Raw genomic sequence first — 25493 nt, 5'->3', positions numbered from 1 at the left:
AAGGAGTCCTATGTCCATTAACAAAACACCAACCAACCGGGTCTACACCTATATTGCGCAGCGGGGCGTTGTATCCAGGGCAGATCTGATGAAGGAATTTGATATGTCGAGCAGCACGATGACGCGGCTGCTCGATGATATGATCGCCGATAAGCGGCTGCAGGAGAGTGGACGTGGCAGCTCAACTGGCGGCAGAAGACCTATTTTGTACGAAACGAATCCAACCTATGGGTATTTGTTTGGGCTCGAAATTTCGCGGATCTATTCATCGATGGGGCTGTACGACATGCATATGAACAGGCTGTCAGCCATACGTTGGAAAATGGATGAGAGCATGACGCCGGATGTGTTTATGAGCAAGGTGCAATCCGCTGTTCGGAAGTTTATGAAGCAGCATGGACTTGAGCAATCAAACATTGTTGGAATGGGCGTTGGTGCGGTAGGTCCGCTTGATCGTGAACGGGGTTTGATTCTAGATCCCGTCTATTTCCCTGCTCAAGGCTGGCATAATCTCCCGATCTGCGAGCGGCTGGAGGAGCGGCTCGGTTTCCCTGTTCTGCTTGATAACGGTGCCAATACTGCGCTGGTTGGGGAACATTGGGCGCTTAGAAGCGAGCACTACCAGCATATGCTCTACGTGCATGTGGGCGCCGGCCTCCGCTCAGCCGTGATGTCGAATGGCCAGCTCGTCTATGGTGCGACCGATATGGAAGGGGCTATTGGCCGGATGATTATTCAGGCTGGTGATCCCGCTAATCCGGGCAGTTCTATTGACGGTGCACTGGAGTCATTTGTATCTGTCCATGTCATTGAGAATGAGGTCCGGGAACAAAACGAACCGTGGAGCTTTGAACTGCTGGTCTCCGCTTTGTCAGCTGGCGATGCGGTTGTTCAAGAGAAATTTAAGAAAGCAGCCGCTTACCTCGGTATCGGTTTGGCAAATTTGATTAATGTGCTGCATCCGGAGCAGGTTATTCTCGGGGGAGCGCTCATTAATGCTCATGAGAGTGTGTTTGAGACAGCAGTCGAGGTTGCTAGAAGCCACACGTATTATTACCCGCAATATAAGCCGTTGTTCTCACAAGGTGTACTCAAGGAAGAAGCTGTCGCAGCTGGTGCGGCTGTGATGGTACTGATGCAGCTGCCATAGAAGGATTTCGACATAATAGAAGAGGTGACAGCATGACGGCCGCACAAGCGGAGAGGCCATCCAAGGAGTTTCATTTATTTTTCCTGACATGGCCCATATTCCTGGAATTATTATTATTTATGCTAATGGGTGTTGCGGATACCTTTATGCTGAGCGCGATATCCGATAATGCGGTATCCGGCGTCGGAGCCTCTAATCAGTATTTATTTATCGCACTCCTCGTCCTCGAGGTTATTGGTAACGGTGCGTCAATTGTTGTCGCGCAGTATATCGGATCGAGACAAATGAAGGAAGCGGCCAAAATCTCGGCGCTTAGCATTACGCTTAACGTTGCGGTTGGCCTCGTAATGAGTATCGTATTTGTTGTGTTTAATGGTTTGATTCTGCAAAGCCTTAATCTGCACGGCGAAGTGCTGGAGCATGCGAAGACGTACTTGTCCTTTGTTGGCGGATTCATTTTCCTGCAGGCGCTTATTAATTCGATATCTGCTATTATCCGGGTACATGGGTTTACGAAGGAAGCGATGTTCGTATCCCTTGGGATGAATATTGTTCATCTGATCGGCAACTATACCCTTATTTTCGGCCACTTCGGTTTTTCAGAGATGGGTGTGCACGGCGCGGCTATTTCGACGGTGATCAGCAGAGCTCTGGCACTGCTCGTCTTCTTCTGGATGATGTATCGCATTATGGAAGTTAGAGTGAAGATCCGATATTATTTCACATTATCCAAGGCCTATATTAGCAAAATATTAAGAATCGGTATTCCATCCGCTCTTGAACAGGTTATGTATCAGGGCTGCCAGATGGTATTCCTGTATTATGCGACATTCCTTGGCGAGGAATCACTTGCTGCCCGCCAATATGCCGCGAATATCTCTATGTTTATCTATTTGATGGCCTTCTCGATCGGTTCAGGAACGTCTATTATTGTAGGCAGGATGATTGGTGCAGGGCGCCAGACGGATGCTTATCACCGGGTATGGTACAGCACAGGCTGGGCGTCTGCTTCAAGTGCCGTTATGATCGCATTTGTGATGATATTCCGCGAACCACTTATGAATATGTTTACGAACGATCCGGAGATTATTCGTCTGGGTACTCAAGTACTGCTCTACAGCGTTATACTTGAGACTGGCCGTACGATTAACATTATTCTGGTCAACTCGCTTCGTGCGTCTGGAGATGCCAAATATCCACTATGGGTAGGTATGGTATCGATGGTGGGCATGAGCCTGCCGCTTGGTTATTTGTTTGTATTCAAGCTCGATATGGGTCTTCCAGGTATATGGCTGGCTATCGCAGCCGATGAATGGCTTCGTGCCTTTGCGATGTTCTTCCGTTGGAAGAGCCGGGCATGGGAGAAGCATGCACTCGTCAAGCATGTTCAAAAGAAGGACAGTGCTGCGACTGCAACGTAAGATTTGTAGAGGAGTGTATGGCCATGACTTCCACTGTGATGGAGCAGCCTCTTAATTCCTATCATTTGATTGCACAGACTTGTTTGCTTGCGGGCAAAATTATATTGCAAAACGGCGGTGAGACGTACCGAGTGGAGGATACCATGGTGCGGATCGCCGCCTCTTATGGTATTGCGGATGCGCAGAGCTATGTGACGCCTACCGGCATTTTGTTTGCAATGGATGCCTCCGTACCAACAACGAGGCTGATTAGGATCTCGGAGCGCTCCATCAATTTGCGCAAGGTGTCGCTTGTGAATGATATTTCGCGGCGTATTAGCGGGGGACAGCTGGAAGTGAGTGAAGCTCACCGGCTGCTGACGGAAATTGATGAGTTACCTTTTGCCTACCCCGCCCTGCTGCAGGTACTGGTCGCTGCTCTTGCAAGCGGCTGCTTCCTGATTATGTTCGGCGGCCAGTGGCATGATTTTATGGCGGCTGTTCTTGCCGGCGGATTAGGCTTCGGAAGTGTGGTGCTGCTGCACCGGCTTGTGCCAGCTAAGCTGTTTGCTGAGTTCGCAGCGTCCTTGCTGCTCGGCGGAGTGACGATTCTGCTTGTGAAGAGCGGGCTGGCCCTTGATTTGGACACGGTGATCATTGCTTCCGTTATGCCTCTTGTGCCGGGGCTGCATATTACGAATGCGGTACGGGATTTGATGGCGGGGCATCTGGTATCGGGCTTGTCCAAAGGGGTAGAAGCATTCCTTACGGCCTTTGCGATTGGTGCTGGTATCGCAGCTGCGTTGTCATTTTATTAAGGCGAGGAGGGACAAGCATGTCGTGGGGATGGATCGAACAAGCCATTATGAGCTTTATCTCGGCGGCAGCCTTTGGCCTTATCTTTAATGCACCCCGGCAGATGCTGCCCCAATGCGGCGTTGTTGGGATGGTCGGATGGCTGCTATATATGGCCTGTATCGAGATGGGTATGGAAGCAATCCCGTCTACGCTTGTTGCCGTCATTATCGTGGCGATTATCAGCCAGCTCTTTGCGAAGCTGTACAAGACCCCGATTATCGTGTTCAGCGTAGCGGGTATTATCCCGCTTGTACCTGGTGGTATTGCTTATGATGCGATGCGCAAGGTCGTGGAGAACGAGTATGATATTGCGGTTCAGCTTGGCGTCAAAGCGTTTATGATCTCGGGAACGATCGCCATTGGTCTTGTCCTCTCCGAGGTCGTAAACCAGACGATTCGAAGGCTGGAGCGCTTGTAGGGCAGCAACACATAAGAACGTACCCAGGTGAAAGTGGGGCGTTCTTTTATCTTTTATAAGCGAGGAGAGAGTCGTTATGTTGTTTTATATGGTAGATGTGTTTGCGGAGCAGAAGTATCAGGGGAATCAGCTTGCTGTTCTTCTGCCTGATCGTGAGGTCTCAACTCCAGAAATGCAGCAGATTGCAAAAGAATTTCATTTCTCCGAGATTACCTTTATTATGTCGGACAAAAAGACGGATGGAGGATATGATGTGCGGATCTTTACCCCTGATGCAGAAATTCCGTTTGCGGGGCACCCGTCACTAGGAACAGCTTATATAATCCGGCATGTATTTGAGAAGGCAAATAATGATCCTGTTCTATTGAACCTAGGAGTTGGGCAAATTCCAGTTACCTTTGCACCTGGAGAAGAGCAGGTATTGTGGATGACCCAAAAGCAGCCGGTATTTGGTGATGTCATTGAACCATCGCTTATCGCAGACGTTCTACAGATCAGTGTTCACGATATCGATACGAGCTTCCCAATCCAAGTAGCTTCGACAGGACTGCCTTCCGTTATTGTTCCATTGAAAACTCTTGAAGCTGCCGAGCGCTGCGCTATTCATCATCAGAAGTATGAGCGGTTCCTCAAGGAAGTAGCAGACGCTAATATTCTTATCTTTACACAAGAAACGCTTCATGAGGCGAATGATCTTCATGTACGGGTTTTCATCAATGACACCGGATACTATGAAGACCCAGCAACGGGAAGTGCTAATGGTAATCTGGCGGGTTATCTACTGGAGCATAAGGCTTTTAACAAGAGCCAAATCCAGCTTCGAGTAGAGCAAGGTTACTCCATTGGGCGAGACTCCTTGCTGCTCATTGATGCCGCAGAGAACAACGGGGAATACGAGATTAAAATTGGCGGTAAAGTATTCATGGTTGCCAAAGGTGAGTGGCTGTAAAGGCACTAAAATTGCGATTGCTGGTGCGTGGACGGTATACTAATAGGTGAGTATACGACGGGCCGCTAAAAATTTGCACCGCCTGCAGGAGGTAAGAAGCATGAATTTGCTCGACAAATCATCACAATTCCACCAACTGAAACAAATGATCACGCGCTTTATGATGACTTATAAATTTGCATTAGACGAAATGGAGACCAAGATTGAAATTCTGAAAGAGGAATTTCAAATGCTCCATGATTACAACCCAATCGAACATACCAAATCCCGGTTGAAGTCGCCGGAAAGCATAATGAATAAGCTGATGCGCAAAAACCTGGATATTTCGATGCCTAGCATTAAAGAAAACATCCGGGACATCGCAGGACTACGCATTACATGCTCGTTTATCTCGGACATTTATCTCATTCGGGATATGCTCAAGGGGCAATCCGATCTGAAGATTCTAGAGATGAAGGATTACATTAAGAATCCGAAACCAAACGGTTATCAGAGCATGCATATGCTGATCGAGGTGCCTGTCTTTTTGTCCGACCGTGTAGAGCAGGTTTGTATTGAAGTACAGATTCGGACGATAGCGATGGATTTCTGGGCGAGCCTGGAGCATAAAATTTTCTACAAATACAACGAGGCTGTGCCGGATCGACTTGTGCAGGAGCTGAAGGCTGCCGCTGACTCGGTAACGGCTCTGGACCGCCAGATGGAACGGCTGCAGCAGGAGATGAGCGAAATCAAGGAAGGGAATCTGCAGGAGGCCGAGGAGCAGTTCAGGCTCTTGCAAATTGACGACCAAAAGTTCCCTATTCCATTAGCACTGCTTGAGATGATCGGTGATAAGTCGGCAGGAGAATAAATCGTGAAGCTGATATTAAATACTTATCCATATCGGTTAGAGCTGGGTTATGAGCTAGGGTTTGGGCCAGAGGCCTATGAGACGATGGCGAAGGTTATTCAAGCCTTTCATGAACCATCAATGGACATTCTTTTCTCCTATACGAATTGGGACAGGGATAAAGATCCGCATAAGGATGATCTCATTCAGGATTCTGCTCTGAATTTTCATGCGGATATCATTGATGATCGGGATCAGGTGATTAGTCAAAAAGTAAAGGAAGTACTGCTTCAGCATTATGCACCCGAGCGTGATCCAAAGGCTAATCAGTCTGTGATGGATCAGCTATTAGCTTACTTTAGACAGGTTCCTATAGAGGAATTAAATGAGGAGTTGCTGAAGAAGATTGGGTCTGTTGTATACGAGGAGCAGGGGAACTACACGCTGGAGGATCAGGATCCAACGACACAAGCCTTTGTGAATAGCCGATTGGTGGATACCAATTCGGTTTGGCTGCTGCCGTATGAACGCCCTGTATATTTGAAAAACATCTTGTGGTATCGGGCTAATACACAAGAAGAGATTGTGCAGTCCTTCGAGTTGACCGACTGGTGGTTTACTTGTGCACTAGTTAATCCGGATACACAAGTGGAGGATTACCTTTACTTCCTCAACTTTACCGAGGAGCAGGAGGAAGCGTGCAGGGTGCTCGCTATTTCTGCTCCTCATCCGCAGACATTCAAGGATTCGGTTATTCCAAGGCTCGTGGAGCTTCTTGGAGAAGAACTTGAAATTGTGGAGTGAGAAAAAAATGAAGACTGTCTCCAAAGTCATCAAGATGACGATGGGGACAGCCTTTACTTCTGTAGAGCATCTCCTTCACGTGAGATGTTCTATTTTTTTATATCGCATAACGATTATGCAATGTCTCTGTCATCTCACGGATTTGCTCGGCCGAAGGCAGGATGAGGCTCGATTCGGCAGTAATGCCAGCATTAAGTTTAGCTTCCGCAATCACTTGCTTCACGGCATCCGCAAAGACATGTGCCGCCTCCGGGCCAAGCCCAGCAAGCTCCTCAAGGCTTGCCATACTATTTTCCACAACTAGCGGGTAAAGTTCAGGATCAGTGCCGGCAGCTGCCTGATTATAGAACGAGCGGACAAGGCGGGCGCGCTCCGCCCCTGAGCCTTCCGCTACGATAAATGCTTGAACAACAATAGCCTGAGCTTGCCGCCGCTGAGCGATACCGCAAAATTTATATCCTCCGATGCTCAAATCAAAGTCGCCTGGGCAGTATGCACCAGTGATCTCGCCCTTGTCCACCTGCTTGCCGGACCCTTGCAGCGCTAACCGAATCAGCTCATACATCTGCTCGAAGTTGTTATGAAAGTGAAAATCCATTGCATTGCTCTTTGGCAAAATGAGTGACAGATTAACGACGCCTGTATCAAGCGGCACAGCTGCTCCGCCGGAATTGCGGACCGCAGTTGCCCAGCCCGCTGTCTCGAGCAGGTTGCGCGCAGCCCCTGCACCTGGCAAACGGCTGTCGCGCAGCCCCATAATGAAAGCGCGCGGATGGCGCCACACATGGCAGACAGCTGGTCCACCACGTCCCGTGCTTCTGCATAGCAGCTCGTCCAAGGCAAATGCATACAGGGGATCTTCCTCCGAGAAGTCATTCATCCGATCCAGCAGGACAAGACTACGCTCCCCAAGCTGCTCTATAGCACTCCATTTCATGGCTGTTCACCTTCCTCTCTATTTCAGCTCCAATACTCCAATCATACTAATCCCATCCCGCTGTGACAAGGCATGCGAGCTGCAGCCATATATCCGCCGCTGCCTGCCGGGTATAGCCTGTACGGAACGAGCATTCTATGAATATACTGCTCATGAAGCCAGATATGATGACATCTCGGAGAGTGATGAAATAGTGAGCAACATGAAATATATATTAGATATGCTGCCACCTCGCCAGGTTAACAATAAATTGTTTATCGGCCCCTATACGATGGGCACGCCTATCGTATTGTCGTGGACGGAAAATACGATTGCGACAATCGGCAGGTTTTGTTCCGTATCGAACACGGCAACGATTTTTTTGGGCGGCAACCATCATTACGAGTGGGTGTCGACGTTCCCTTTTACCGCGTATATGACGCAGCACTTTACGGAGGGAGCCAAGACCAACGGCAATGTCACGATCGGTAATGATGTCTGGATCGGGCATTATGCAACGATATTGTCCGGGGTAACCATTGGTCATGGGGCTATTGTAGGGACTCATGCATTGGTGACGAAGGACGTTCCTCCGTATGCGATTGTTGGCGGTAACCCTGCGCGCATTATAAAGTACCGTTTTCCGCCTGATGTTATTGAGAGACTGATGCAGGTGAAGTGGTGGGATTGGGAGACCCATCAGATTGAAGCGGCCGTTCCGCTTCTACAACAGGAGAACCTGAAGCCTTTCTTCCGTTATTGCACAAGGCTTGGGAAGGGATAGATTGGGAAGGAGCAGCCCTGGGTCAATGTCATTAAGATAGAAACTTAACTTAATGACATTGACCCGGGGTATGCTCTTTTTTACGTCTTATATGGTCATTGCTATAAACCCTATAAAAATGGCATTTACACCATCTGTAAGTTCCTGTAAAATCCAAGGCGACGACGAATTTTGACAGCGGTTACATCATAGACGAATATCAATAGTTCCAAAGAAAGAAAAGGGGTTGAGCAAAATGACAGATTCTCCCCAGTACGCCAGGGAATATGAGCCGTTCACAGCAGAGCAGACCTTGCTCCAAGTAGAGGGCTTGAAGCGTACATTTGGCCGCGGTACCGGCGCTGCAGTTGTCCTGCAGGGCGTTAATCTATCGATTGCGCGGGGGCGGCTTGTCGCCTTGAAGGGACGTTCGGGCTCTGGTAAAACAACACTTCTGAATTTACTAGGCGCACTCGACTTGCCGACAGAAGGGACCGTGAATTTTGACGGCCAGGTATTAAGCGGGCTGTCAGACAAAGCACGTGGAGATATTCGCAGAACGCAGATGGGGCTAATATTCCAATCCTTTGCGTTATTTCCGCTCATGTCCGCTTATGAGAACGTGGAGTTTGCGATGCGGATCGCGGGTGTACCTGCTTCCGCAAGGAAGGAAGCGGCTTTGCAAGCACTCGACTATGTCGGGCTTAAGCCGCGGATGCATCACCGTCCGTTCGAGATGTCCGGCGGCGAGCAGCAGCGTACAGCCATTGCCCGGGCAATTGCTCATAAGCCAAAGCTGCTGCTTGCCGATGAGCCAACCGCGGAGCTCGACAGCCGGACAGGTCTACATATTTTAAGCGTGCTGCGTAATTTGGTACGGGAAGAGGGAATGACAATCGTCATGACGACACATGACCCGGCCATTATGGAAATTGTGGATGAAGTCTATGAATTGGAGGATGGGACCATTGTTGAAGCTGCGAAACTATAGTTTGGCGATGTCATTGCTTGTTAGCTTGTCCTTACTTGCTGGCTGCTCACTTATTCCTAACGAGGAGGAGCCGCTTAAGCCGCCGCTGGTGAAGCCTGCAGAGCAGAATTATTCAACCGATGAGGTGAAGATGGGAGACATCCGCCGTGAAGTAAGAGGGTCCGGTATCTTTGAATCAACCGAAAGCGAGCTTGCCCAGTTCAAATCCCAAGGCGGCAGGCTGAAGAAATTATACGTTTCGTCCGGGGATGAAGTGAAAAAGGGCGATCTGCTAGCAGAACTGGTCGTTGACGGACTTGATGTACAGCTGCTGGAGCAGAAGCTGGGGGTGGAGCGCGCGGGCTATGCGGTAAAGCAGGCGAAGCAGAGCGGCAGCGAAGAGGAAAGGCATATGGCCGAGCTGCAGCTGGAGATTGAGAAGCTGAAGCTGGAGAAGCTGGAGCAGACCGATGAGCAGAGTAAGCTGAGGGCAACCATGAACGGTCAGGTTGTCTTTGTAGAAGAGCTTGTAGAGGGTGATTTTGTACAGCCCTATCAGACGCTTGTAAGAGTAGCTGATCCAACGAAGCTGCGATTTGCCTACCGTTCTTCCGATGCAGGCAGTATTGGTGAAGTAGATGTAGGAATGAGCGCAGTTATTACAGCAGGTAATGATTATGAGTCGACCGGCAAAGTCGTACAGACCCCTGCCTCGGCTCCAGTGACGACTGATGCAGATTTGAAATCAAGATATGCCAGCACCTTATATGCGACAGTGGACAAACTCCCCGAGGGAGTGGAGATTGGCTCGAGCGCGAATGTATCTATTGTATTAGTAGAGCACAAGAACGCCGTTCTTATACCAAAAAGTGGATTGCGCTCGTATCTGGGACGTACGTTCGTCCGGGTGCTCGAGGGGAAAGCATTACGGGAAGTCGATGTCGAGGTTGGCATTCAATCATCGACAGAAGTGGAAATTTTACGCGGGCTGAAGGAAGGCCAAACGATCGTTCTGAACTAATTCAATTTATATTTTTTGCAGAGTGGAGGCTTACCCGTGGCTTTATTGTCCATGATTGTGCGTAAAATGACGCAAAACAAATGGCTGGAGCTCAGCTTGCTGATCGGACTTGTCATTACGGTTGGCTTGGTCTCCAGCATTCCGACTTATACCGAAGCCATTCTATCCCGTATGCTTGTGAAGGAGCTGGAAAACTCGAAGCTAAGCTCCTACCCGGGCACGATGAATATGAGATTCACTTATATCGGGGTCAATAATGCAGAGCAGCGTATCAAGCAGATGCAGACGAATCAGCGGTTTATGAAGGATAAAGTGCTTCCGTTGTACCCGGTTGCCCTGCTCGAGAAAACAATGGATCTGACGACTTCCTCCTTTGACCTTAGTTCAGAGCTCCCGCCCCCTCCGGATGAGAAGAAGAAAGTGTTCCGGACAAGTCTGGTTGCCGTGAATGGGCTGGAGGAGCATATTAAGCTGATTGACGGAAGGATGCCGGCAAGCGAACCGGTGGATGGGGTCTATGAAGTGCTTGTTACGGAAAAAGGACTGAACAACCTGCATACCGTACTGGATTCCACGTTCGTCTTTGAAGATTTGAATAAAACCGCTGTCCGCGTGAAGCCGGTTGGTGTCATCACGAAGAAGGAAGATGATGATCTCTTCTTCCTATCACCGGATTTAGGATCGTTCACCAACTCCCTCGTGCTGAACAGCGACGTGCTTGATAAGGAGTTTATTCAGACGCATCGCCTTCTTGTGAATTCGAATGCCTGGCATCTCGTGCCGAAGTATGAGGATTTTGAGCTTAACAATATTGATCAGTATTTACAGGCTGCTGCACTGCTGAAGGCGCAAGTGAAAACAAGCTATCATTACACACTTGAAGCGCAATATGTGGATGTCATTGAACGATACTTCAAGAGCTCGGAGAATTTGCGCATTCTGATGTGGTCACTTAACGTGCCGGTGCTGGCTATGCTTGGCTTGTATGTCTTTATGGTATCGAATCTAATTACGAATCGGCAAAAGAACGAGATCGCCGTTCTGCGGAGCCGCGGAGCTGCCCGTTGGCAGATCATGCTCTCCTATTTGGTGGAATATGTCCTTCTTGGCGCGATAGCTGTAGCTGCGGGACCTCCACTCGGGCTGTTCCTGACGAAGGTGCTTGGTTCCTCGAATGGATTCATGTCCTTCGTTCAACGCTCCGGGGTCCGCGTTCATCTGAATAGTGAAGTATACCTCTACGCAGCAGCTGCAGCAGTTATTGCCCTGATCGTTATGCTTGTACCGGTTATCTTCGCGACAAGAACAACGATTGTTGGTCATAAGCAGCAAATGGCCAGAATGCAGCAGACGCCGTTTTGGCATAAGCTGTTCCTTGATGTCATTGCCCTTGCCGTTTCTTTGTACGGCCTTCGGGTATTCCAAGAACGGATGAAGACGCTGCAGACCCTTGGGCTTGATAATGAGGCGCTGCATATTGATCCTTTGCAATTTGCTGTACCTGCTTTATTTATTCTTGGCGCGGGAATGCTGCTTCTGCGTGTTTATCCTTATTTTTTAAGACTAGTCTACTGGATCGGGCGCAAATGGTGGCCGCCTTCCATGTACGCGACGCTTATTCAAGTTGGACGCTCGAGCGCAGGCTACCAGTTTTTAATGGTGTTTCTAATGATGACGATTGCGACAGGGATGTTCAGCGCGAGTGCCGCTCGTACGATTAACCATAATGCGGATGACCGTATACGTTATGCGAATGGTGCGGACGTCGTGCTTCAGGCGAATTGGCCGAACGATAAGCCGCCGGAGGTACCGGGAGGAGCGCCGCAGCAAGGCGCAGGTGTAACACTCACCGCTCCGGTCATTCATTACTCAGAGCCGCCGTTTGATCCATACACCAAGCTGGCAGGTGTAGAGAGTACGGCAAAGGTATATATTCGTAATGATGCCTCATACAGTACGGAAAAAGGTTCCGGCGAGGTGAAGCTCATGGGAATCGACTCCGATGAATTCGGAGAGACGTCCTGGTTCCGTGATGACCTGCTTGATTATCCGTATTATGACTATTTGAACCTGATGGCAGCCGCGCAGAACGCGGTGCTGATCTCGAAGACGCTGGCAGATCAGGAGGAATTGAAGCCCGGAGATACGATCTGGGTCGGGTGGGAGAATATCGACATGCAGCCATTTGTTGTTTATGGCATTGTTGATTATTTCCCTGGCTTTAATCCGAACCCTCGGGATGCCGAGGCACCAGCGCCGAAGCTAATTGTGGCCAGCCGCTTACAAATTCAGACCTATCTGTCTCTGGAGCCTTATCAGGTGTGGTTGAAGATGAAGCCAGGCGCGAGCGTCAATTCACTGTACCGGGATATTGAAGATAAGAATCTAGGAATCGTAGATATCAAAGATACAAGGAGCGAGCTGAACACCGCGAAGTCGGATCCGTTCCTGATGGCGGTCAACGGGACATTAACCCTCGGTTTTATTATTTCGCTTGTGATTAGCTTTGCGGGCTTCCTGCTCTACTGGACGCTAATTCTTCGTGGCAGAATGCTGCAGAACGGCATCATGCGGGCGATGGGTTTATCGCTTCGTCAATTGATCGGGATGCTTACGGTTGAGCAGGCGCTTACATCCGGAGCAGCGATTGTGATCGGTCTGGTGACGGGGCTTACGACTAGCCGGCTGTTTGTTCCTTTATTCCAGAATGCCTTTGATGCACAGAAGCTGGTGCCGCCGTTCCGCGTCATGGTGGATCCAATCGATTCGATTCGCATTTATATCTTTGTAGGGTCGACCATTCTAATCGGACTCATTATTCTTGGCTACATGCTCTCGCGACTCAAAATTCATCAGGCGATTAAGCTGGGGGAGGATTAACCTTTGATACAATGCGAAGGATTGGTCAAAATCTACAAGGCAAACGAGCTGGAAGTGTTCGCGCTGCAAGGCCTTGACCTCCATGTGGAGGCTGGTGAGCTGATGGCGATTATCGGCAACAGCGGCAGCGGTAAATCCACTCTGCTTAATATGCTGGGCGGGCTCGACCGCCCGACAGCAGGCAGCCTGTTTGTGGATGGCAAGGATCTGATGAAGTTTAAGGAAAAGGACTTTGTCCGGTACAAAAGGGAGAGTGTAGGCTTTGTCTGGCAAAATAACGCCCGGAACCTTATTCCTTATCTTACGGCTCAGCAAAATGTGGAGCTGCCGATTCTGCTGAACGGCCGACGCAAGCAGCAGCGGGCGCGGGAGCTGCTAGAGGCAGTGGGTCTCTCCCACCGCGCTCATCATAAGCTGCAGCAGCTGTCCGGAGGAGAGCAGCAGCGGGTAGCTATTGCCATTGCACTCGCTAATCATCCGCGATTACTGCTAGCCGACGAGCCGACCGGTTCGGTCGATACGAAGATGGCTGCTCAAATTCTGGAGTTGTTCCGTAAGCTGAACCGGGAGCTTGGCCTTACGGTCGTAATCGTAACGCATGACCCGGAACTAGCCCGCAAGGTTGATCGAGTCGTATCTATTCGGGATGGCAAGATCTCTTCCGAGATGCTGCGCCGCAAATCCTATTTGGAGGAGCTGGCAGAGCTGACGGAAGGGGAGAGCGAGAAGGAATCCCATGTAGAATATGCGGTATTAGACAAAGCAGGCCGCCTCCAAGTGCCTGCAGGCTATTTGGAAGCGGCCGGATTTAAGGATCATCGTAAAGCGAGGGTGGAGATCGAGAACGGCAGAATTATGCTGTCTCCTCCTGAAGAAGGCTAATGAAGCGGAATACGAATTTCAACACAAGTCCCTAAGCCAAGCTTACTGCTGTACTGAATGTTTCCTTTATGATGCTGTATAATTTGTTGACTAATCATCAAGCCGAGGCCATTGCCCTCGGCTTTTCTTGTGAAGAAAGGCTCGCCGAGCCGGACCAGATCATCCTCTGGAATACCGATTCCTTCATCGGTTATCCGCATGAGAATCATATTTTCCGTCTCACGAATCAGCTCTAGGGACAATTCTCCTCCGTCAGGCATCGCTTCCATGCCATTCTTGAGCACATTGACGAGCACCTGCTTAAGCTGATTGGACTCGCATCTCAGCGGAGGAATGCCAGGCTCGAGGCAGGTCTTCATTTGAATATTATGAATATTTGCCTCCGAATCGAGCAGTACGACGATATCATTCATAATGGTGTACAGATCAACTTCCTTATAACGGTCCGCCTGTGGCTTTGCAAAGACAAGAAACTCGCTGACGATCAGGTTAATGCGGTCGAGCTCAGAGAGCATAATATTCAAGTACGATTTGTCCAGCTTACCATCCTTCTGAAGCAGCTGAACGAAGCCGCGCAGTGTAGTAAGTGGATTGCGAACCTCGTGGGCTACGCCCGCTGCAAGCTGCCCGACGACTGACAGCTTCTCGGAACGGCGTAAGATTTCCTCGGTCCGTTTGCGTTCTGCGATATCCCGGGAAATGGATGAGAAAGCAACGATCCGGCCTTGTTCATCACGTATGCCCGACAGTGTCACGCTGACTTCAACCGGAGAGCCGTACTTATCGTACAAGATGGTTTCATAGTCCGTTACTTGTCCGCCGTTCAGGACGAGATTACTTTTCTCAATAAAATTATCCAGAAGCTCTGGAGTTAGCATGGCAAGCTTCTGATCAAGCGCTTCTTCAAGGCTCCAGCCAAACATACTCTCGAATGCTTTATTGATATCAATGGTTTTCCCACTAAGGTCCACGACGTGGATGGCATCCGAAGTGTTATTAACAAAGGATTCTAAGTATTCTTTGGTATGCCGCAGTTCTCTCGCCGCTTCTGTGAGCTGTGTTCTGTAGCTTTGCAAATTATGGCTCATCGTATTGACTCTTGAGGCAAGTTTGCCAAATTCATTATCGCTTTCAATCAGAATTTGTTCCCCGAAATTACCCCGCGAAATCTCATTCACCCGGTTGAGAATGAGCTGCAGTGTTCGTATCATAAATCCTGCAATAAATGAGCTGGCCGCAAGGGTCACAATGATTAAACCAAGTGAGATTAAAGCCTGGATGAGAAGTTGATGGAACAGCGGCTTGCTTATAGCGTCATAGTCAAAGTTCACGACGATAACGGACTTGCTGGCGCCGGACATAGGGATAAAGCTCTTCATTACCTTATGATCATGAATCTTTGACTTGATCGTAATCGTGTCTCCGGTCTGATCAGCTTTCATAAGATTCGTGTAGTCATGCTCGTCTACATAGTTGTAATGCCCGAATATGATACTTTGGTCATCGAGCTTAAACGGAGGAACTTTTTCCTTCAAAGCGATGAACTGAGGGTCATGATAAAAGGCAGGATCAAAACCGGAGAGTTCCAGAATAGAAGAATTATCTTCGATAATTTGCTGCGCAATGGCATCGCTGCTCTTCAAGTTCTCGAGATCAAAGAAAGCACCAGCATGAACTATCGGATTAATTATATAGTTGCTCTTGTCATCATAATAAAAGCCAAGCTTGTTCACATCATTAAGATCGGACGGGATGATCGTTATTGGAGGTGACCAGAAATGATTCAGCTTCTGACCTTGAGGGATGATGACCTGGCGTAAATCAAACAGCTGACTAAAAGCGGTATACCAGTAGCCCAGCGCTTTCGAGCTAGCTCCAATAACCTTGGGATTGGACGACTTCTGTACGGTAATGTCATTACCCGCCTTCGCCCATAACGTGATATGATCAACGCCGAGCTCTTTGCTCAACTGCACGAGCTGCTCCGCGCTTATTTTGCTAATGTCGGGATCAAGCTTCGTTTGTGCTTCAATGGCTGCAATTCGGATTTTATCACCAAGGGAATCTTCAATAAGCTGCTTGGATTTCTGCGCGGAATCTAGGGTCTCGCCAATCTGCTTGGCAATGCCGATCATTTGCTGCTCAGCATCCTTCTTGAGCTGAGATGAGGTCGTGAAATAATAAATCGATAGATTTAAACTTAAGATGACAATAACGGTCATTGATATGAACCATGCAAGTTTGGTCTTGATAGACAAAACGGTATTCCTCCTGAGAGTTTTGCTCAGCTATAATAGTTTTTCAATACGGAATCTAGTATATCGCAGTTAAGTAAGCAGGAACATAGCGGATTGTGTCGAATGAAACGACATTATCTTAAATATTCAAAAGAATGGAAGAGTATGTGATGCGAACTTATATATGGTATTCGCTATCGCTCAAAGAAAGCTCGACCAGCAGCTGTTTGTATATTCCAAAAATCGTCAGTCCTCAGAAGTGTATTTGGGCCAGCTTGTTGATGCTCAAATGGTCGCAATCGGGCCAATCGGTGATGTTACCTATGTACAGGAAATAACAGTAAACGAAGAACAGCTATTCGGCAGGCGGGTTGTGCTCGTCAGTGGGTTATGCGGCGCCAAGTGTGCGGTGAATGATGTGCTAGATGAGAAGGATGGACGACAAAGCCAACGGGTGGTTTGAAGCCGGCTGGACAGCTGAGCGGGTCGAGCGGTATCGCTATAGTCCGGATGGTAATGCCCTGCTGCCGGAAGGCAGATAGAACAAAGGAGCAGGCTTCGCCATGAAGCTGCTCCTTTCTTGCTTATTTAGTGCTCTCTGCGGCGAATGACCAGCGCTGCACCACCAAGAATAATCAGGGCTATAGCCAGGAATGGACGGAACGTCTCCACATGATTGAGGAACGAACCAAGCGAGAATACGGCGAAGAAAAGCAGACCGAGGACAACAAGAATATTAATCGGAATGAGGAGCCATTTGTTACGATTGCCGAACCAATAGAACTCGAATAGACCAGCAGCCACCGCGATAATATAACCTGGCCACATGTATACCCAGTTATCAAACAGCATGGCGATCTGTGAAGTTATGCCTGCGACCAGCAGGATACCGCCGGGGATCAGGACACCGATACCTTTCCGACCCGTTACAGAAAAATACAGCCAGTGGAAAAATAACCCTAGTGGTATAACGAATAAGCTTGGCCAGAAATACCCAAATAGATTGCCTGGACCGAAGGTAGTTCCTTTATTCAACAGTAAGTATGCACCAAGTAGAATTAAAACAGGACCAAAAATGGACCTTTTATTCATTGCGCTCATCTCCTTTAGGTACAGCATATCATGGCAATTTTGAGAAGTCCTCATTCTATAGGTCACAACTGGAACCCGACTAAAGTCCAGTGTTGTAAAAAATAAGTCGGTTTAGTCATAATCTCTCTAATTCCGACATTTTACACCTCTTGTTTAGTTCTATGAAAGCGCTACAATTAAGGTATAAGTTAATAGGAGGTGAGCAAGATGAGCCAAGAAGAAGAAGTAGTTCAAGCTGCGGAAGAATCCGTAGAAGAAGTGGAAGCAGCAGAAGAAGCTGCTGAAGAAATTGCTGAAGAAGTTGTAGCAGCTGCTGAAGAAGAAGCAGTTGAGGCAGCTGAAGAAGAAGCAGCGGTAGCTGAGGAAGAAGCTGCTGTTTCCGAAGAAGCAGAGGTTGATGCTGAAGAAGCATCCGATGACGAAGCAGAAGAACAATGATTACGGTCATTTTACAAATAAACGTTTAACCCAATAATCCCCTTCGCATGCGAAGGGGATTATTTTATTTTTAAGGATTTATACGTTATAGCAGGAAGAGATAGTATTTGCATGTAAGCTTGTCGCTTTGGTATGCTCATTATTACAACCATAAGAGGGAGAAGCATACATGATTATAATTAAAACTGAGGCGGAAATTAACCGCATGCATGAAGCCGGCAAAATTTTAGCCGAAATCCATAGACAAATTGCCAAGCTGATTGCACCTGGCATTACGACCCATGAAATTGATCAATTTGCTGAGAAGCTTATGAAGCAATACGGGGCAACGCCTGAGCAAAAAGGCTATAAAGGTTATCAATTCGCAACCTGTGCATCGATAAACGATGTGATCTGTCACGGGTTTCCGAAGAAAGAGAAGCTGAAGGACGGCGACATCGTAACGATTGATATGGTCGTTAACTTGAACGGCTGGCTTGCGGATTCCGCATGGTCGTATGCCGTTGGTAATGTTTCGGAAGAAGCGGATCGTCTGCTGCGGGTAACCAAAGAATCCATGTACAAGGGTATCGAGCAAGCGGTTGTCGGCAACCGGATCGGCGATGTGTCCCATGCGATTCAGGCTTATGCCGAAGCCGAAGGCTTCTCGGTCGTCCGTGACTTTATTGGCCATGGCATTGGTCAGGAGATGCATGAGGATCCGCAGGTGCCGCATTACGGGCCGCCAAGCAAAGGCCCGCGTATCAAAGAAGGTATGGTCTTCACCATCGAGCCTATGCTTAATGTAGGCACCTACCAAATGAAGATCGATTCGGACGGCTGGACAGCACGCACGAGAGATGGCAAGCTGTCTGCGCAGTATGAGCATACTATTGCGATTACAGCGAATGGTCCAATCATCTTGACGGAACAATAAGAGAAAAATAAGGGGATATTCGTCTGGACAGTTCGCACCGTCTATGCGGAAATCCCCTTTTTTCATGTTTTATTTTACATCTGTTCAACACCCTCTCTGAACGAATGAAAACCTTACATAATCAGTAATAAATTTACAAAATAATTGCGTGACAATTCAGAATTCTTCCCCTAAAATGAGGAAAATGATGCCGCCTTCTACCAATCGTTACATAACTATGTAAGGTGAGTATCGACAAATAGGGATAGAGAGGGAGGATTTTGTTTGTTGAAATTAAGAAAGAAAACATGGAAACGAACCCTTGCAACAGCGGTAACGGCTGGCCTAACCGTTATGCCTTTTTCTGCGATGGCGTCTGCTGCAGGAGACGGGGCAACGGTACAGCTTCGGATATTGGAGACGACAGACCTGCACGTGAACATCGTCAACTATGATTATTTTGCGGACAAGCCTACGGATGAGTATGGTTTTGCCAAGACAGCAACGCTGATCAAGCAGGCGCGGGAAGATGCGGCGAACAGCCTCTTGTTCGACAATGGTGACTTGATTCAAGGCAATCCGCTGGGAGACTATGTTGCGACGGTAGATCCGCTGCAGCAAGGGGAGACTCATCCGGTCTACAAAGCGCTTAATTTGCTTGATTATGATGCGGGCAATATCGGGAACCATGAGTTTAACTATGGACTCGACTTTTTGAAAAACTCGCTCGCCGGAGCTGATTTCCCTTATGTAAATGCCAATGTGTATGTGGATGACGGCGATAAAGATGAATCCAACGATAAGAACTTATTTACTCCTTATCTTATTCTCGACAAAGAAGTGAAGGACGAGAGCGGCGCGGTCCATAAGCTGAAGGTGGGGGTAATCGGCTTCGTGCCGCCGCAAATCCTCCAGTGGGATAAAGCGAAGCTCGAAGGTAAGGTTATCACAAAAGATATCGTGAAGACGGCAGAGAAATACGTGCCAGAGATGAAAGCAAAAGGGGCCGACATTATTGTCGCCATCCCGCATTCCGGCTTTGAGGATATTGCTCAGACGGAGCTGATGGAGAACTCGGTGCTTTATTTGAGCAAAGTGAAAGATATTAATGCTATCCTGTTCGGGCATGCGCATAAGGTATTCCCAGACAAATCATTCGAGGGTAAGACAGGCATTGATCTGGAGAAGGGTACCATTAACGGGGTACCGGCGGTGGAGCCAGGCTTCTGGGGTAATAACCTCGGGGTTATTGATCTGACCCTGCAGCTGACGGATGGCAAATGGACCGTTGCCAATTCGAAGACGGCTGTGAAGCCGATCTACGATACAGTGAATAAGAAGCCGCTTGTGGATGCCGACCAAGAAGTGCTGGATGCGGTAGCAGAAGATCATCAGCATACACTTGATTATGTACGTGGTCCGGTAGGGACAACAACAGCACCAATCAACAGCTTCTTCGCACTGGTGCAGGATGACCCATCTATCCAGATTGTGACGAATGCGCAGAAATGGTATGTCGAGCAGCAGCTGCAAGGCACCGATTACGAAGGTATACCGGTCTTGTCGGCGGGTGCACCGTTCAAGGCAGGCGGACGTCAAGGTCCGGGCTACTACACCAACATTCCTACAGGCAGCATCGCCATTAAGAACGTAGCCGACCTTTACCTGTATTCAAATACGGTTAATGCTGTACTCGTAACGGGTGCAGAGCTGAAGGAGTGGCTGGAGTGGTCGGCAGGACAGTTTAATACGATTGACCCGGCAGCTACGGCGAAACAGGAACTGATCAACTATGACTTCCCAACGTATAACTTTGATGTTATCGATGGCGTAACGTACCAGATTGATGTATCGAAGCCGGCAAAATATACAGGTACCGGAGATGTGTTGAATGCGAGCTCCAGCCGGATCGTAAACTTGCAATTCAAAGGGAAACCAATTGATCCAGCTCAAAAGTTTGTTGTTGCATCGAACAACTATCGTGCATCATCAAGTAAATTCGCCAATCCGGACGGAAAACGAATCATACTGGCTTCGCCGGATGAGAACCGTCAGGTTATCATCGACTACATTCGTTCGTTCAAGACGATCGACCCTGCAGCCGACGGCAACTGGTCGCTTGCGCCGATCAACGATAAAGTGAATGTATCCTTTAAGACATCGCCAGATGCGAAGAGTGCTGCGGAGTCTATCAAGTCGCTTGCTTATGTAGGGGCTACGGAAGATGGTTATGCAGAGTTTAAGCTGAGCTTTGCCGCACCAGCGACAACCGTTCCACAGCCGCCAACAAAACCAGATCCGAAACCACCGGTGAAGCCAGATCCTAAGCCGGAACCAAAACCAGAGCCTAAGCCGGAGGCTCCAGCGGATATCGTCTATATCGTGAAGCAGGGCGACACGCTATGGGCAATCGCGAACAAATACGGCACGACATGGCAGAAGGTTGCGAAATATAACAAGCTGAAAAATCCGAATCGGATTTACGTCGGTCAAAAGATTCTAATTCCAGCAAGTAAATAGAAGTGTGGCAAAAGGATGATTCCTGACATGATCAGGAGTCATCCTTTTTTTGCTGGGGCAGTTTTTTTGTTAGGATTGACGCTTTCCCCAGCCGGGTTTACGCTAGTCGTAAGAACAGGCTGCCGGGCAGCGGCGGCAAGAATAGGAGAACCAGAACCGATGACGGGAAAGGGCGGCGCCAAACGGCGCAATGTAGGCATCTTCGCACATGTGGATGCGGGAAAAACAACAACAACGGAGCATATGCTGTTTGCGAGTGGACGAACACGTGCGCTGGGCAGTGTAGATGCAGGAACGACGCTTACGGATTGGCTGGATGTTGAGAGGGAGCGCGGCATTTCTGTACGTGCAGCAACGACCTCTTTTGTATGGCGGGATACGGATATTAATTTGGTGGATACGCCAGGGCATGTCGATTTTTTGTCAGAGGTAGAGCGTTCGTTGCGTGTTATGGATGGCGCCGTGCTTATTCTATCAGCGGTGGAAGGCGTGCAGGCACAGACAGAGATGATCTGGAGCGCGCTGCATAAGCTCCGTATTCCAACGATTATTTATATGAATAAAATGGACCGGATCGGGGCCGACCGTGAGCTGGTACTGCGTGATATTCGCAGCTATCTGTCGCCTGATCTTATAGAGGTACAACAGCCGCTTGGTAATGAGCAGCAATTCAAAGGCTCCGTAGACTTATGGGGGCAGGAAGCTGATGAGGCAGCCTCAACTGCTTTAGTGGAAGCGGTTGCGGAGCGTGAGGAAGAGCTGCTCCAGCGTTATATCAGCGGCGAAACGGAAGATTGGAAGAATCGTGCCGCGGAGATGACGAAGCGTGCGGAGCTTTTTCCTGTGTTATATGGCGCTTCGGGCAAGGGCATTGGAGTAACCGAGCTGATGGACGCCATCATCGATTACTTGCCTGAGCCTGGTGGTGAAGCGAGTGCACCGTTGTCAGGAATTGTATTCAAGATCGAGCGGGATAAGACGATGGGCAGGATGGCATATGTCCGACTGTATGAAGGGACGATGCGCAACCGTGACGTCATAAGGAACTATACGCAGAATATGGAGGAAAAGGTTACACAGATCCGCAAGGTCGAAGGCAGCCGCTCGGAGGATCTTGGCGTGCTGGAGGCGGGCGATATCGCGGCTGTATGCGGGATGTCGCATGTGCGGATCGGGGATATCATCGGTGTTCCTGATGCTGTGCCGGAGGAAGTACGGCTTGCTGTGCCGCTGCTCACGGTACAGGCCCATTGGACAGATCAGCAGCAATATCCAGCTATGGTACGAGCTCTTCAAGAGTTGTCCGACGAGGATCCGCTGCTGGATGTACAGTGGCTGCAGGAGGAGCGGGAGCTGCATGTGAAGGTGATGGGTCCGATTCAGCTTGAGATTCTGACGAGTGTGCTGGAGAATCGGTATGGTCTGCAGGTACAGTTCGGACAGCCGTCTGTTATTTATAAAGAGACGCCAAGTCAGGCTGGGGAAGGTTATGTTGCGTATTTAATGCCGAAGCCTTGCTGGGCGATATTGCGGTTCCGTATTGAGCCTGGAGAACGTGGAAGCGGCTTGCAATACGAAGCATTCGTTCGTTCGGAAGATCTGCTTCCGCAATATCAGAATGAGGTAGCTAGACGTGTGCCCGAAGCACTGCAGCAAGGGCTGAGGGGCTGGGAGGTCGTCGATCTGAAGGTAACGCTGATCGAAGGCCAGCATCATGTGTGGCATACGCATCCGCTTGATTTTGCGGTGGCCACGCCAATGGGGATTATGAACGGGCTTAATTCAGTTGGCACGAAGCTGCTGGAACCGGTGCTGCAGTTCCGGATTGTCGTACCGGAGGAGAATGGCGGGCGCGTCATGAATGATCTTGTTTTGATGCGCGGTTCATTTGATGCGCCAACGCTTCAGGGCGACCGGCTGATTATTGAAGGGCGTGTGCCTGCGGCTACTTCGCTTGAATACCCGATGGAGCTGAATTCGCTGACAAAGGGACGAGGAACGATCGCTACCTTTTTCGACGGTTATGAAGAATGTCCACCGGATGTAACGGCAGAGCGTACAAGGCGCGGTGTTAATCCACTCGACCAATCAAAGTATATATTAAGCGTACGCAAGGCGCTGCAAGGTTAATTTAGTAGACATACTGGATGAGGAGCAATGTTAGGGCAGATAGCAGAACCGTTGTGATGGCCATTGCCGCCAGGGGTCTCAGAGCCTTGGTGCACAAGGTGCGGAGGTCTACGTGAAGGCCAAGGCCAACCATCGCCATCGCAAGCAGGAAGGCCGGAGCCTGTTGTAGTATGGCCATCACATGGGCCGGTATCTCGAATGCTGTGCCGGGTGTCACACTTCCGAGCACACTCATCAGAACAAAGCCGATAAGGAACCAAGGGAAGGTAACGGTTGTTCCGGAGGTGATGTGGCCCCGGCGCTTCATGATCAAGAGCAGGATAAAGCTTACGGGTACTAATAACAGCACGCGGCTAAGCTTCGCCAAGAGACCTGTCTCTACGGCATCTGGACCGGCAGCACTTGCCGCAAGCGGAACATGTGCAATCTCATGCAGAGTGAGGCCGCTCCATACGCCATATTGGGCATCTGTCAGGGGCAGTACAGGAAGGAGAACGGTATATCCGATGGCCGCTAACGTGCCAATCAGGGCAATTAGCCCGGCACCAGCGGCTGTATCCTCCTCTTTTGCTTTCAAGATCGGCGAGACAGCGGCAATAGCAGCCGCCCCGCAAATGCCGGTGCCAATGCCCAGCAGGAGGGACAGCGAGTTATCTGCCTTTAGTCTGCGGGCAACCAGAAGTGTACATCCGATGGCGAACACCACCGTTACGGCTCCTTGCAGCAGAAGGATAGGTCCCTGATGGAGCAACGTGCCGAAATTGAGTTTAAGGCCACATAATATAATCGCAAGACGGAGCAGCTGTTTGGAAGCGAATTGTATACCCGCACGAAGCCGCTCCGGGTAACCGAAGAATTGGCGGGCAATGACCGTTCCTGTCAAAGCAATCGCCATCTGACCGATATGATCAAGGCCAGGTAGCCGGGCCAGCTCATAGGCTGCGAAAGCGATGGCAACGGTGAACATCAAGCCGCATAACCACTCGAGCAGCGGGATAAGGCGTTTATTTTTAGGTGTGAGAATATATTGGACTAGCGTGCTCATCTGTCATCACCTCGAAGATTATTATTTGCTGATGAGCTAAGTTTACTTGACGCCTTATAATAAGAAAAATAAATAGTTATAATAATCATGATAATCAGAAGCTTATGATTAAATTGAGGTGGATGGTATTGGATCAATCCTTGCTTGTCTTTATGACGGTAGCGGAGAAGCATAATTTCACTCGTGCCGCGGAGGCGCTTCATATGACCCAGCCAGCGGTAAGTCAGCACATTCAAGCACTTGAGAGCAGTATCGGCACGAAGCTGCTGGATCGCAGCAACAAATACGTCCGCTTGAATAAAGCGGGGGAGATCGTTTACAGGCATGGCAAGGAGATCGAGGGTCTGTATACGCGCATGCACCGGCTTGTTGATGATCTGATGCATACAGCAAGCGGCTCGCTGTCCATCGGCGCAAGCTATACGTTTGGCGAATATGTACTTCCGCATACGATTGCCTATTTACAGAAGCATTACCCGCTTATTAAGCCAACCATTACGATTGGCAATACAAAGGAAATCAGTACGCTGGTTTCCGAAGGAAGGCTGGATATTGGCATTGTTGAAGGGGAGCTTGAGCATGAGAAGCTGCATGCGGAGTCTTTTGCCAAGGATCAAATGTATGTCGTCGTAGCGGCCTCCTCGCATCCTTTTGGAGCGGCTTATGACATCGATTCCGCCAGTTTGCAGCAGGAGACATGGATTGTCCGGGAAGAGGGATCGGGCACACGTGAGGTGACGGAACGGATGTTTCTGGAGCAGGGCATTCAGCCGACTAACCGTATGGAATTTGGCAGTACGCAGATTATTAAAGAATCGGTAGAGGCTGGTCTTGGCATCTCGCTGCTCTCGCATTGGGCAGTGAGGAAAGAGATTGCGCTTGGCACTATATCCAAACTGACAGTTGGCGGCAGGCCGATTGAACGCGACTTCTCGCTGCTTACTGGGCTCCATCAGCAGCAGACGAAGGCGACGGAGCTGTTTATCGATATTTTACGAACGAAGAAGGGCCTGCCGGAGCAGGCGTAAATGCAATTAACACCAAAAACAGCGTGCCACTCAGGGTGGTACGCTGTTTTGATTATTTAATCCGTATTTTTGAAAGTGTGAGATTTACTCAGTGATTCGAGTGTAGGCTTCGCAACTCTGCCCGTCTCGGGATACGAGCCTTTCGTATCTTCTGCGTTAACGGTGGTTTCTCTCGAGGCTGCTGTATGAATGGCAATGGTCTCAAGAAGCTCGAGCGCTCTATCTATAGCTAGAAAAATGACACCTGCCAAAATTCCTGAAACCA

The 25493-nt window shown here is 49.2% G+C and carries 23 protein-coding genes; 18 read left to right on the top strand and 5 right to left on the bottom strand.

What is annotated here, in order from left to right; translation table 11 throughout:
* Nucleotides 1-10: 10 nt before the first annotated feature.
* The 7 genes from AB4Y93_RS24300 to AB4Y93_RS24270 all read left to right on the top strand — a co-directional run bounded on the left by AB4Y93_RS24300 (nucleotide 11) and on the right by AB4Y93_RS24270 (nucleotide 6411).
* A complete protein-coding gene (locus AB4Y93_RS24300; RefSeq protein ID WP_441895820.1) occupies nucleotides 11-1150 on the top strand; it encodes an ROK family protein in 1140 nt (379 codons plus the stop codon).
* Between the two features lie 32 nt (nucleotides 1151-1182).
* Nucleotides 1183-2571, top strand: a complete 1389-nt coding sequence (locus AB4Y93_RS24295) for an MATE family efflux transporter (RefSeq protein WP_441895818.1) — start codon at nucleotides 1183-1185, stop codon at nucleotides 2569-2571.
* A 23-nt stretch (nucleotides 2572-2594) separates the two neighbouring features.
* The gene (locus tag AB4Y93_RS24290; RefSeq protein ID WP_441895816.1) at nucleotides 2595-3368 is read left to right on the top strand and encodes a threonine/serine exporter family protein; all 774 of its coding nucleotides are present in this window, start codon (nucleotides 2595-2597) and stop codon (nucleotides 3366-3368) included.
* A 17-nt stretch (nucleotides 3369-3385) separates the two neighbouring features.
* Nucleotides 3386-3826 carry a threonine/serine exporter family protein gene (locus tag AB4Y93_RS24285; RefSeq protein WP_441895814.1) on the top strand — a complete coding sequence of 147 codons (441 nt, stop codon included), beginning with the start codon at nucleotides 3386-3388 and terminating at the stop codon, nucleotides 3824-3826.
* Between the two features lie 76 nt (nucleotides 3827-3902).
* Nucleotides 3903-4775: a PhzF family phenazine biosynthesis protein gene (locus AB4Y93_RS24280; protein WP_441895813.1), complete on the top strand. Its 873-nt coding sequence runs from the start codon at nucleotides 3903-3905 to the stop codon at nucleotides 4773-4775.
* Nucleotides 4776-4875: 100 nt separating this feature from the next.
* Nucleotides 4876-5628 (top strand): GTP pyrophosphokinase, encoded by a 753-nt coding sequence (locus AB4Y93_RS24275; RefSeq protein WP_441895811.1) that lies wholly within the window; start codon nucleotides 4876-4878, stop codon nucleotides 5626-5628.
* 3 nt (nucleotides 5629-5631) lie between these two features.
* Nucleotides 5632-6411 (top strand): hypothetical protein, encoded by a 780-nt coding sequence (locus AB4Y93_RS24270; RefSeq protein ID WP_441895809.1) that lies wholly within the window; start codon nucleotides 5632-5634, stop codon nucleotides 6409-6411.
* A 97-nt stretch (nucleotides 6412-6508) separates the two neighbouring features.
* On the opposite strand, the gene AB4Y93_RS24265 is transcribed toward AB4Y93_RS24270, so the two are convergent.
* Nucleotides 6509-7348, bottom strand: a complete 840-nt coding sequence (locus AB4Y93_RS24265) for a lipoate--protein ligase family protein (protein ID WP_441895807.1) — start codon at nucleotides 7346-7348, stop codon at nucleotides 6509-6511.
* Nucleotides 7349-7550: 202 nt separating this feature from the next.
* Between AB4Y93_RS24265 and AB4Y93_RS24260 the strand changes: the two genes are divergently transcribed.
* The 5 genes from AB4Y93_RS24260 (at nucleotide 7551) to AB4Y93_RS24240 (ending at nucleotide 13843) form a co-directional block, all read left to right on the top strand.
* Complete coding sequence (locus AB4Y93_RS24260) at nucleotides 7551-8111, top strand: CatB-related O-acetyltransferase (protein ID WP_441895870.1); 561 nt, start codon at nucleotides 7551-7553, stop codon at nucleotides 8109-8111.
* 235 nt (nucleotides 8112-8346) lie between these two features.
* The gene (locus tag AB4Y93_RS24255) at nucleotides 8347-9081 is read left to right on the top strand and encodes an ABC transporter ATP-binding protein (protein WP_167281100.1); all 735 of its coding nucleotides are present in this window, start codon (nucleotides 8347-8349) and stop codon (nucleotides 9079-9081) included.
* Entirely contained in the window at nucleotides 9059-10081 is a 1023-nt protein-coding gene (locus AB4Y93_RS24250; RefSeq protein ID WP_441895805.1) for an efflux RND transporter periplasmic adaptor subunit, read from the top strand. The genes AB4Y93_RS24255 and AB4Y93_RS24250 overlap by 23 nt, the downstream gene beginning before the upstream one ends.
* Nucleotides 10082-10117: 36 nt before the next feature.
* Nucleotides 10118-12961, top strand: a complete 2844-nt coding sequence (locus AB4Y93_RS24245; protein ID WP_441895803.1) for an FtsX-like permease family protein — start codon at nucleotides 10118-10120, stop codon at nucleotides 12959-12961.
* A gap of 3 nt (nucleotides 12962-12964) precedes the next feature.
* Nucleotides 12965-13843, top strand: a complete 879-nt coding sequence (locus AB4Y93_RS24240; RefSeq protein ID WP_441895801.1) for an ABC transporter ATP-binding protein — start codon at nucleotides 12965-12967, stop codon at nucleotides 13841-13843.
* Here the strand turns inward: AB4Y93_RS24240 and AB4Y93_RS24235 are convergent.
* Complete coding sequence (locus AB4Y93_RS24235) at nucleotides 13840-16101, bottom strand: ATP-binding protein (RefSeq protein WP_441895799.1); 2262 nt, start codon at nucleotides 16099-16101, stop codon at nucleotides 13840-13842. The genes AB4Y93_RS24240 and AB4Y93_RS24235 overlap by 4 nt on opposite strands.
* 163 nt (nucleotides 16102-16264) lie before the next feature.
* Here AB4Y93_RS24235 and AB4Y93_RS24230 point away from each other — a divergent pair, with 163 nt between their 5' ends.
* On the top strand, nucleotides 16265-16543 hold the full coding sequence (locus tag AB4Y93_RS24230; RefSeq protein ID WP_441895797.1) for a hypothetical protein: 279 nt from the start codon (nucleotides 16265-16267) through the stop codon (nucleotides 16541-16543).
* Nucleotides 16544-16668: 125 nt separating this feature from the next.
* Here the strand turns inward: AB4Y93_RS24230 and AB4Y93_RS24225 are convergent, their stop codons facing one another.
* Nucleotides 16669-17172, bottom strand: coding sequence for a hypothetical protein (locus AB4Y93_RS24225; protein ID WP_441895795.1), 504 nt, complete (start codon nucleotides 17170-17172; stop codon nucleotides 16669-16671).
* A 207-nt stretch (nucleotides 17173-17379) separates the two neighbouring features.
* On the opposite strand from AB4Y93_RS24225, the gene AB4Y93_RS24220 reads away from it, so the two are divergent.
* The 4 genes from AB4Y93_RS24220 to AB4Y93_RS24205 all read left to right on the top strand — a co-directional run bounded on the left by AB4Y93_RS24220 (nucleotide 17380) and on the right by AB4Y93_RS24205 (nucleotide 23155).
* Nucleotides 17380-17610: a hypothetical protein gene (locus tag AB4Y93_RS24220; RefSeq protein WP_441895794.1), complete on the top strand. Its 231-nt coding sequence runs from the start codon at nucleotides 17380-17382 to the stop codon at nucleotides 17608-17610.
* A 169-nt stretch (nucleotides 17611-17779) separates the two neighbouring features.
* Nucleotides 17780-18526: a type I methionyl aminopeptidase gene (map, locus tag AB4Y93_RS24215; protein ID WP_441895792.1), complete on the top strand. Its 747-nt coding sequence runs from the start codon at nucleotides 17780-17782 to the stop codon at nucleotides 18524-18526.
* Nucleotides 18527-18859: 333 nt separating this feature from the next.
* Nucleotides 18860-21025: a bifunctional 2',3'-cyclic-nucleotide 2'-phosphodiesterase/3'-nucleotidase gene (locus tag AB4Y93_RS24210; RefSeq protein ID WP_441895868.1), complete on the top strand. Its 2166-nt coding sequence runs from the start codon at nucleotides 18860-18862 to the stop codon at nucleotides 21023-21025.
* A gap of 159 nt (nucleotides 21026-21184) precedes the next feature.
* On the top strand, nucleotides 21185-23155 hold the full coding sequence (locus AB4Y93_RS24205) for a GTP-binding protein (protein ID WP_441895866.1): 1971 nt from the start codon (nucleotides 21185-21187) through the stop codon (nucleotides 23153-23155).
* A 1-nt stretch (nucleotide 23156) separates the two neighbouring features.
* On the opposite strand, the gene AB4Y93_RS24200 is transcribed toward AB4Y93_RS24205, so the two are convergent.
* On the bottom strand, nucleotides 23157-24200 hold the full coding sequence (locus tag AB4Y93_RS24200) for a YeiH family protein (protein WP_441895790.1): 1044 nt from the start codon (nucleotides 24198-24200) through the stop codon (nucleotides 23157-23159).
* Nucleotides 24201-24328: 128 nt separating this feature from the next.
* On the opposite strand from AB4Y93_RS24200, the gene AB4Y93_RS24195 reads away from it, so the two are divergent.
* On the top strand, nucleotides 24329-25228 hold the full coding sequence (locus tag AB4Y93_RS24195) for a LysR family transcriptional regulator (RefSeq protein WP_441895788.1): 900 nt from the start codon (nucleotides 24329-24331) through the stop codon (nucleotides 25226-25228).
* Between the two features lie 56 nt (nucleotides 25229-25284).
* Here the strand turns inward: AB4Y93_RS24195 and AB4Y93_RS24190 are convergent, their stop codons facing one another.
* A complete protein-coding gene (locus tag AB4Y93_RS24190) occupies nucleotides 25285-25479 on the bottom strand; it encodes a hypothetical protein (RefSeq protein ID WP_441895787.1) in 195 nt (64 codons plus the stop codon).
* Nucleotides 25480-25493 lie beyond the last annotated feature (14 nt).

This window comes from Paenibacillus sp. YAF4_2, from assembly GCF_052113225.1.
In the GTDB taxonomy this organism is placed as follows: domain Bacteria; phylum Bacillota; class Bacilli; order Paenibacillales; family Paenibacillaceae; genus Pristimantibacillus.
Note: the sequence above shows the minus strand (reverse complement) of the source record. Positions and strands in the feature narration are given on the sequence as shown.

Coding starts and splice junctions, on each gene's coding strand:
- AB4Y93_RS24210 (WP_441895868.1), top strand. CDS start 18,860: ATGCCTTTTTCTGCGATGGCGTCTGCTGCAGGAGACGGGGCAACGGTA.
- AB4Y93_RS24225 (WP_441895795.1), bottom strand. CDS start 17,172: ATGAATAAAAGGTCCATTTTTGGTCCTGTTTTAATTCTACTTGGTGCA.
- AB4Y93_RS24265 (WP_441895807.1), bottom strand. CDS start 7,348: ATGAAATGGAGTGCTATAGAGCAGCTTGGGGAGCGTAGTCTTGTCCTG.
- AB4Y93_RS24220 (WP_441895794.1), top strand. CDS start 17,380: ATGAGCCAAGAAGAAGAAGTAGTTCAAGCTGCGGAAGAATCCGTAGAA.
- AB4Y93_RS24300 (WP_441895820.1), top strand. CDS start 11: ATGTCCATTAACAAAACACCAACCAACCGGGTCTACACCTATATTGCG.
- AB4Y93_RS24295 (WP_441895818.1), top strand. CDS start 1,183: ATGACGGCCGCACAAGCGGAGAGGCCATCCAAGGAGTTTCATTTATTT.
- AB4Y93_RS24200 (WP_441895790.1), bottom strand. CDS start 24,200: ATGAGCACGCTAGTCCAATATATTCTCACACCTAAAAATAAACGCCTT.
- AB4Y93_RS24290 (WP_441895816.1), top strand. CDS start 2,595: ATGACTTCCACTGTGATGGAGCAGCCTCTTAATTCCTATCATTTGATT.
- AB4Y93_RS24205 (WP_441895866.1), top strand. CDS start 21,185: ATGACGGGAAAGGGCGGCGCCAAACGGCGCAATGTAGGCATCTTCGCA.
- map (WP_441895792.1), top strand. CDS start 17,780: ATGATTATAATTAAAACTGAGGCGGAAATTAACCGCATGCATGAAGCC.
- AB4Y93_RS24285 (WP_441895814.1), top strand. CDS start 3,386: ATGTCGTGGGGATGGATCGAACAAGCCATTATGAGCTTTATCTCGGCG.
- AB4Y93_RS24260 (WP_441895870.1), top strand. CDS start 7,551: ATGAAATATATATTAGATATGCTGCCACCTCGCCAGGTTAACAATAAA.
- AB4Y93_RS24280 (WP_441895813.1), top strand. CDS start 3,903: ATGTTGTTTTATATGGTAGATGTGTTTGCGGAGCAGAAGTATCAGGGG.
- AB4Y93_RS24275 (WP_441895811.1), top strand. CDS start 4,876: ATGAATTTGCTCGACAAATCATCACAATTCCACCAACTGAAACAAATG.
- AB4Y93_RS24230 (WP_441895797.1), top strand. CDS start 16,265: ATGGTATTCGCTATCGCTCAAAGAAAGCTCGACCAGCAGCTGTTTGTA.
- AB4Y93_RS24255 (WP_167281100.1), top strand. CDS start 8,347: ATGACAGATTCTCCCCAGTACGCCAGGGAATATGAGCCGTTCACAGCA.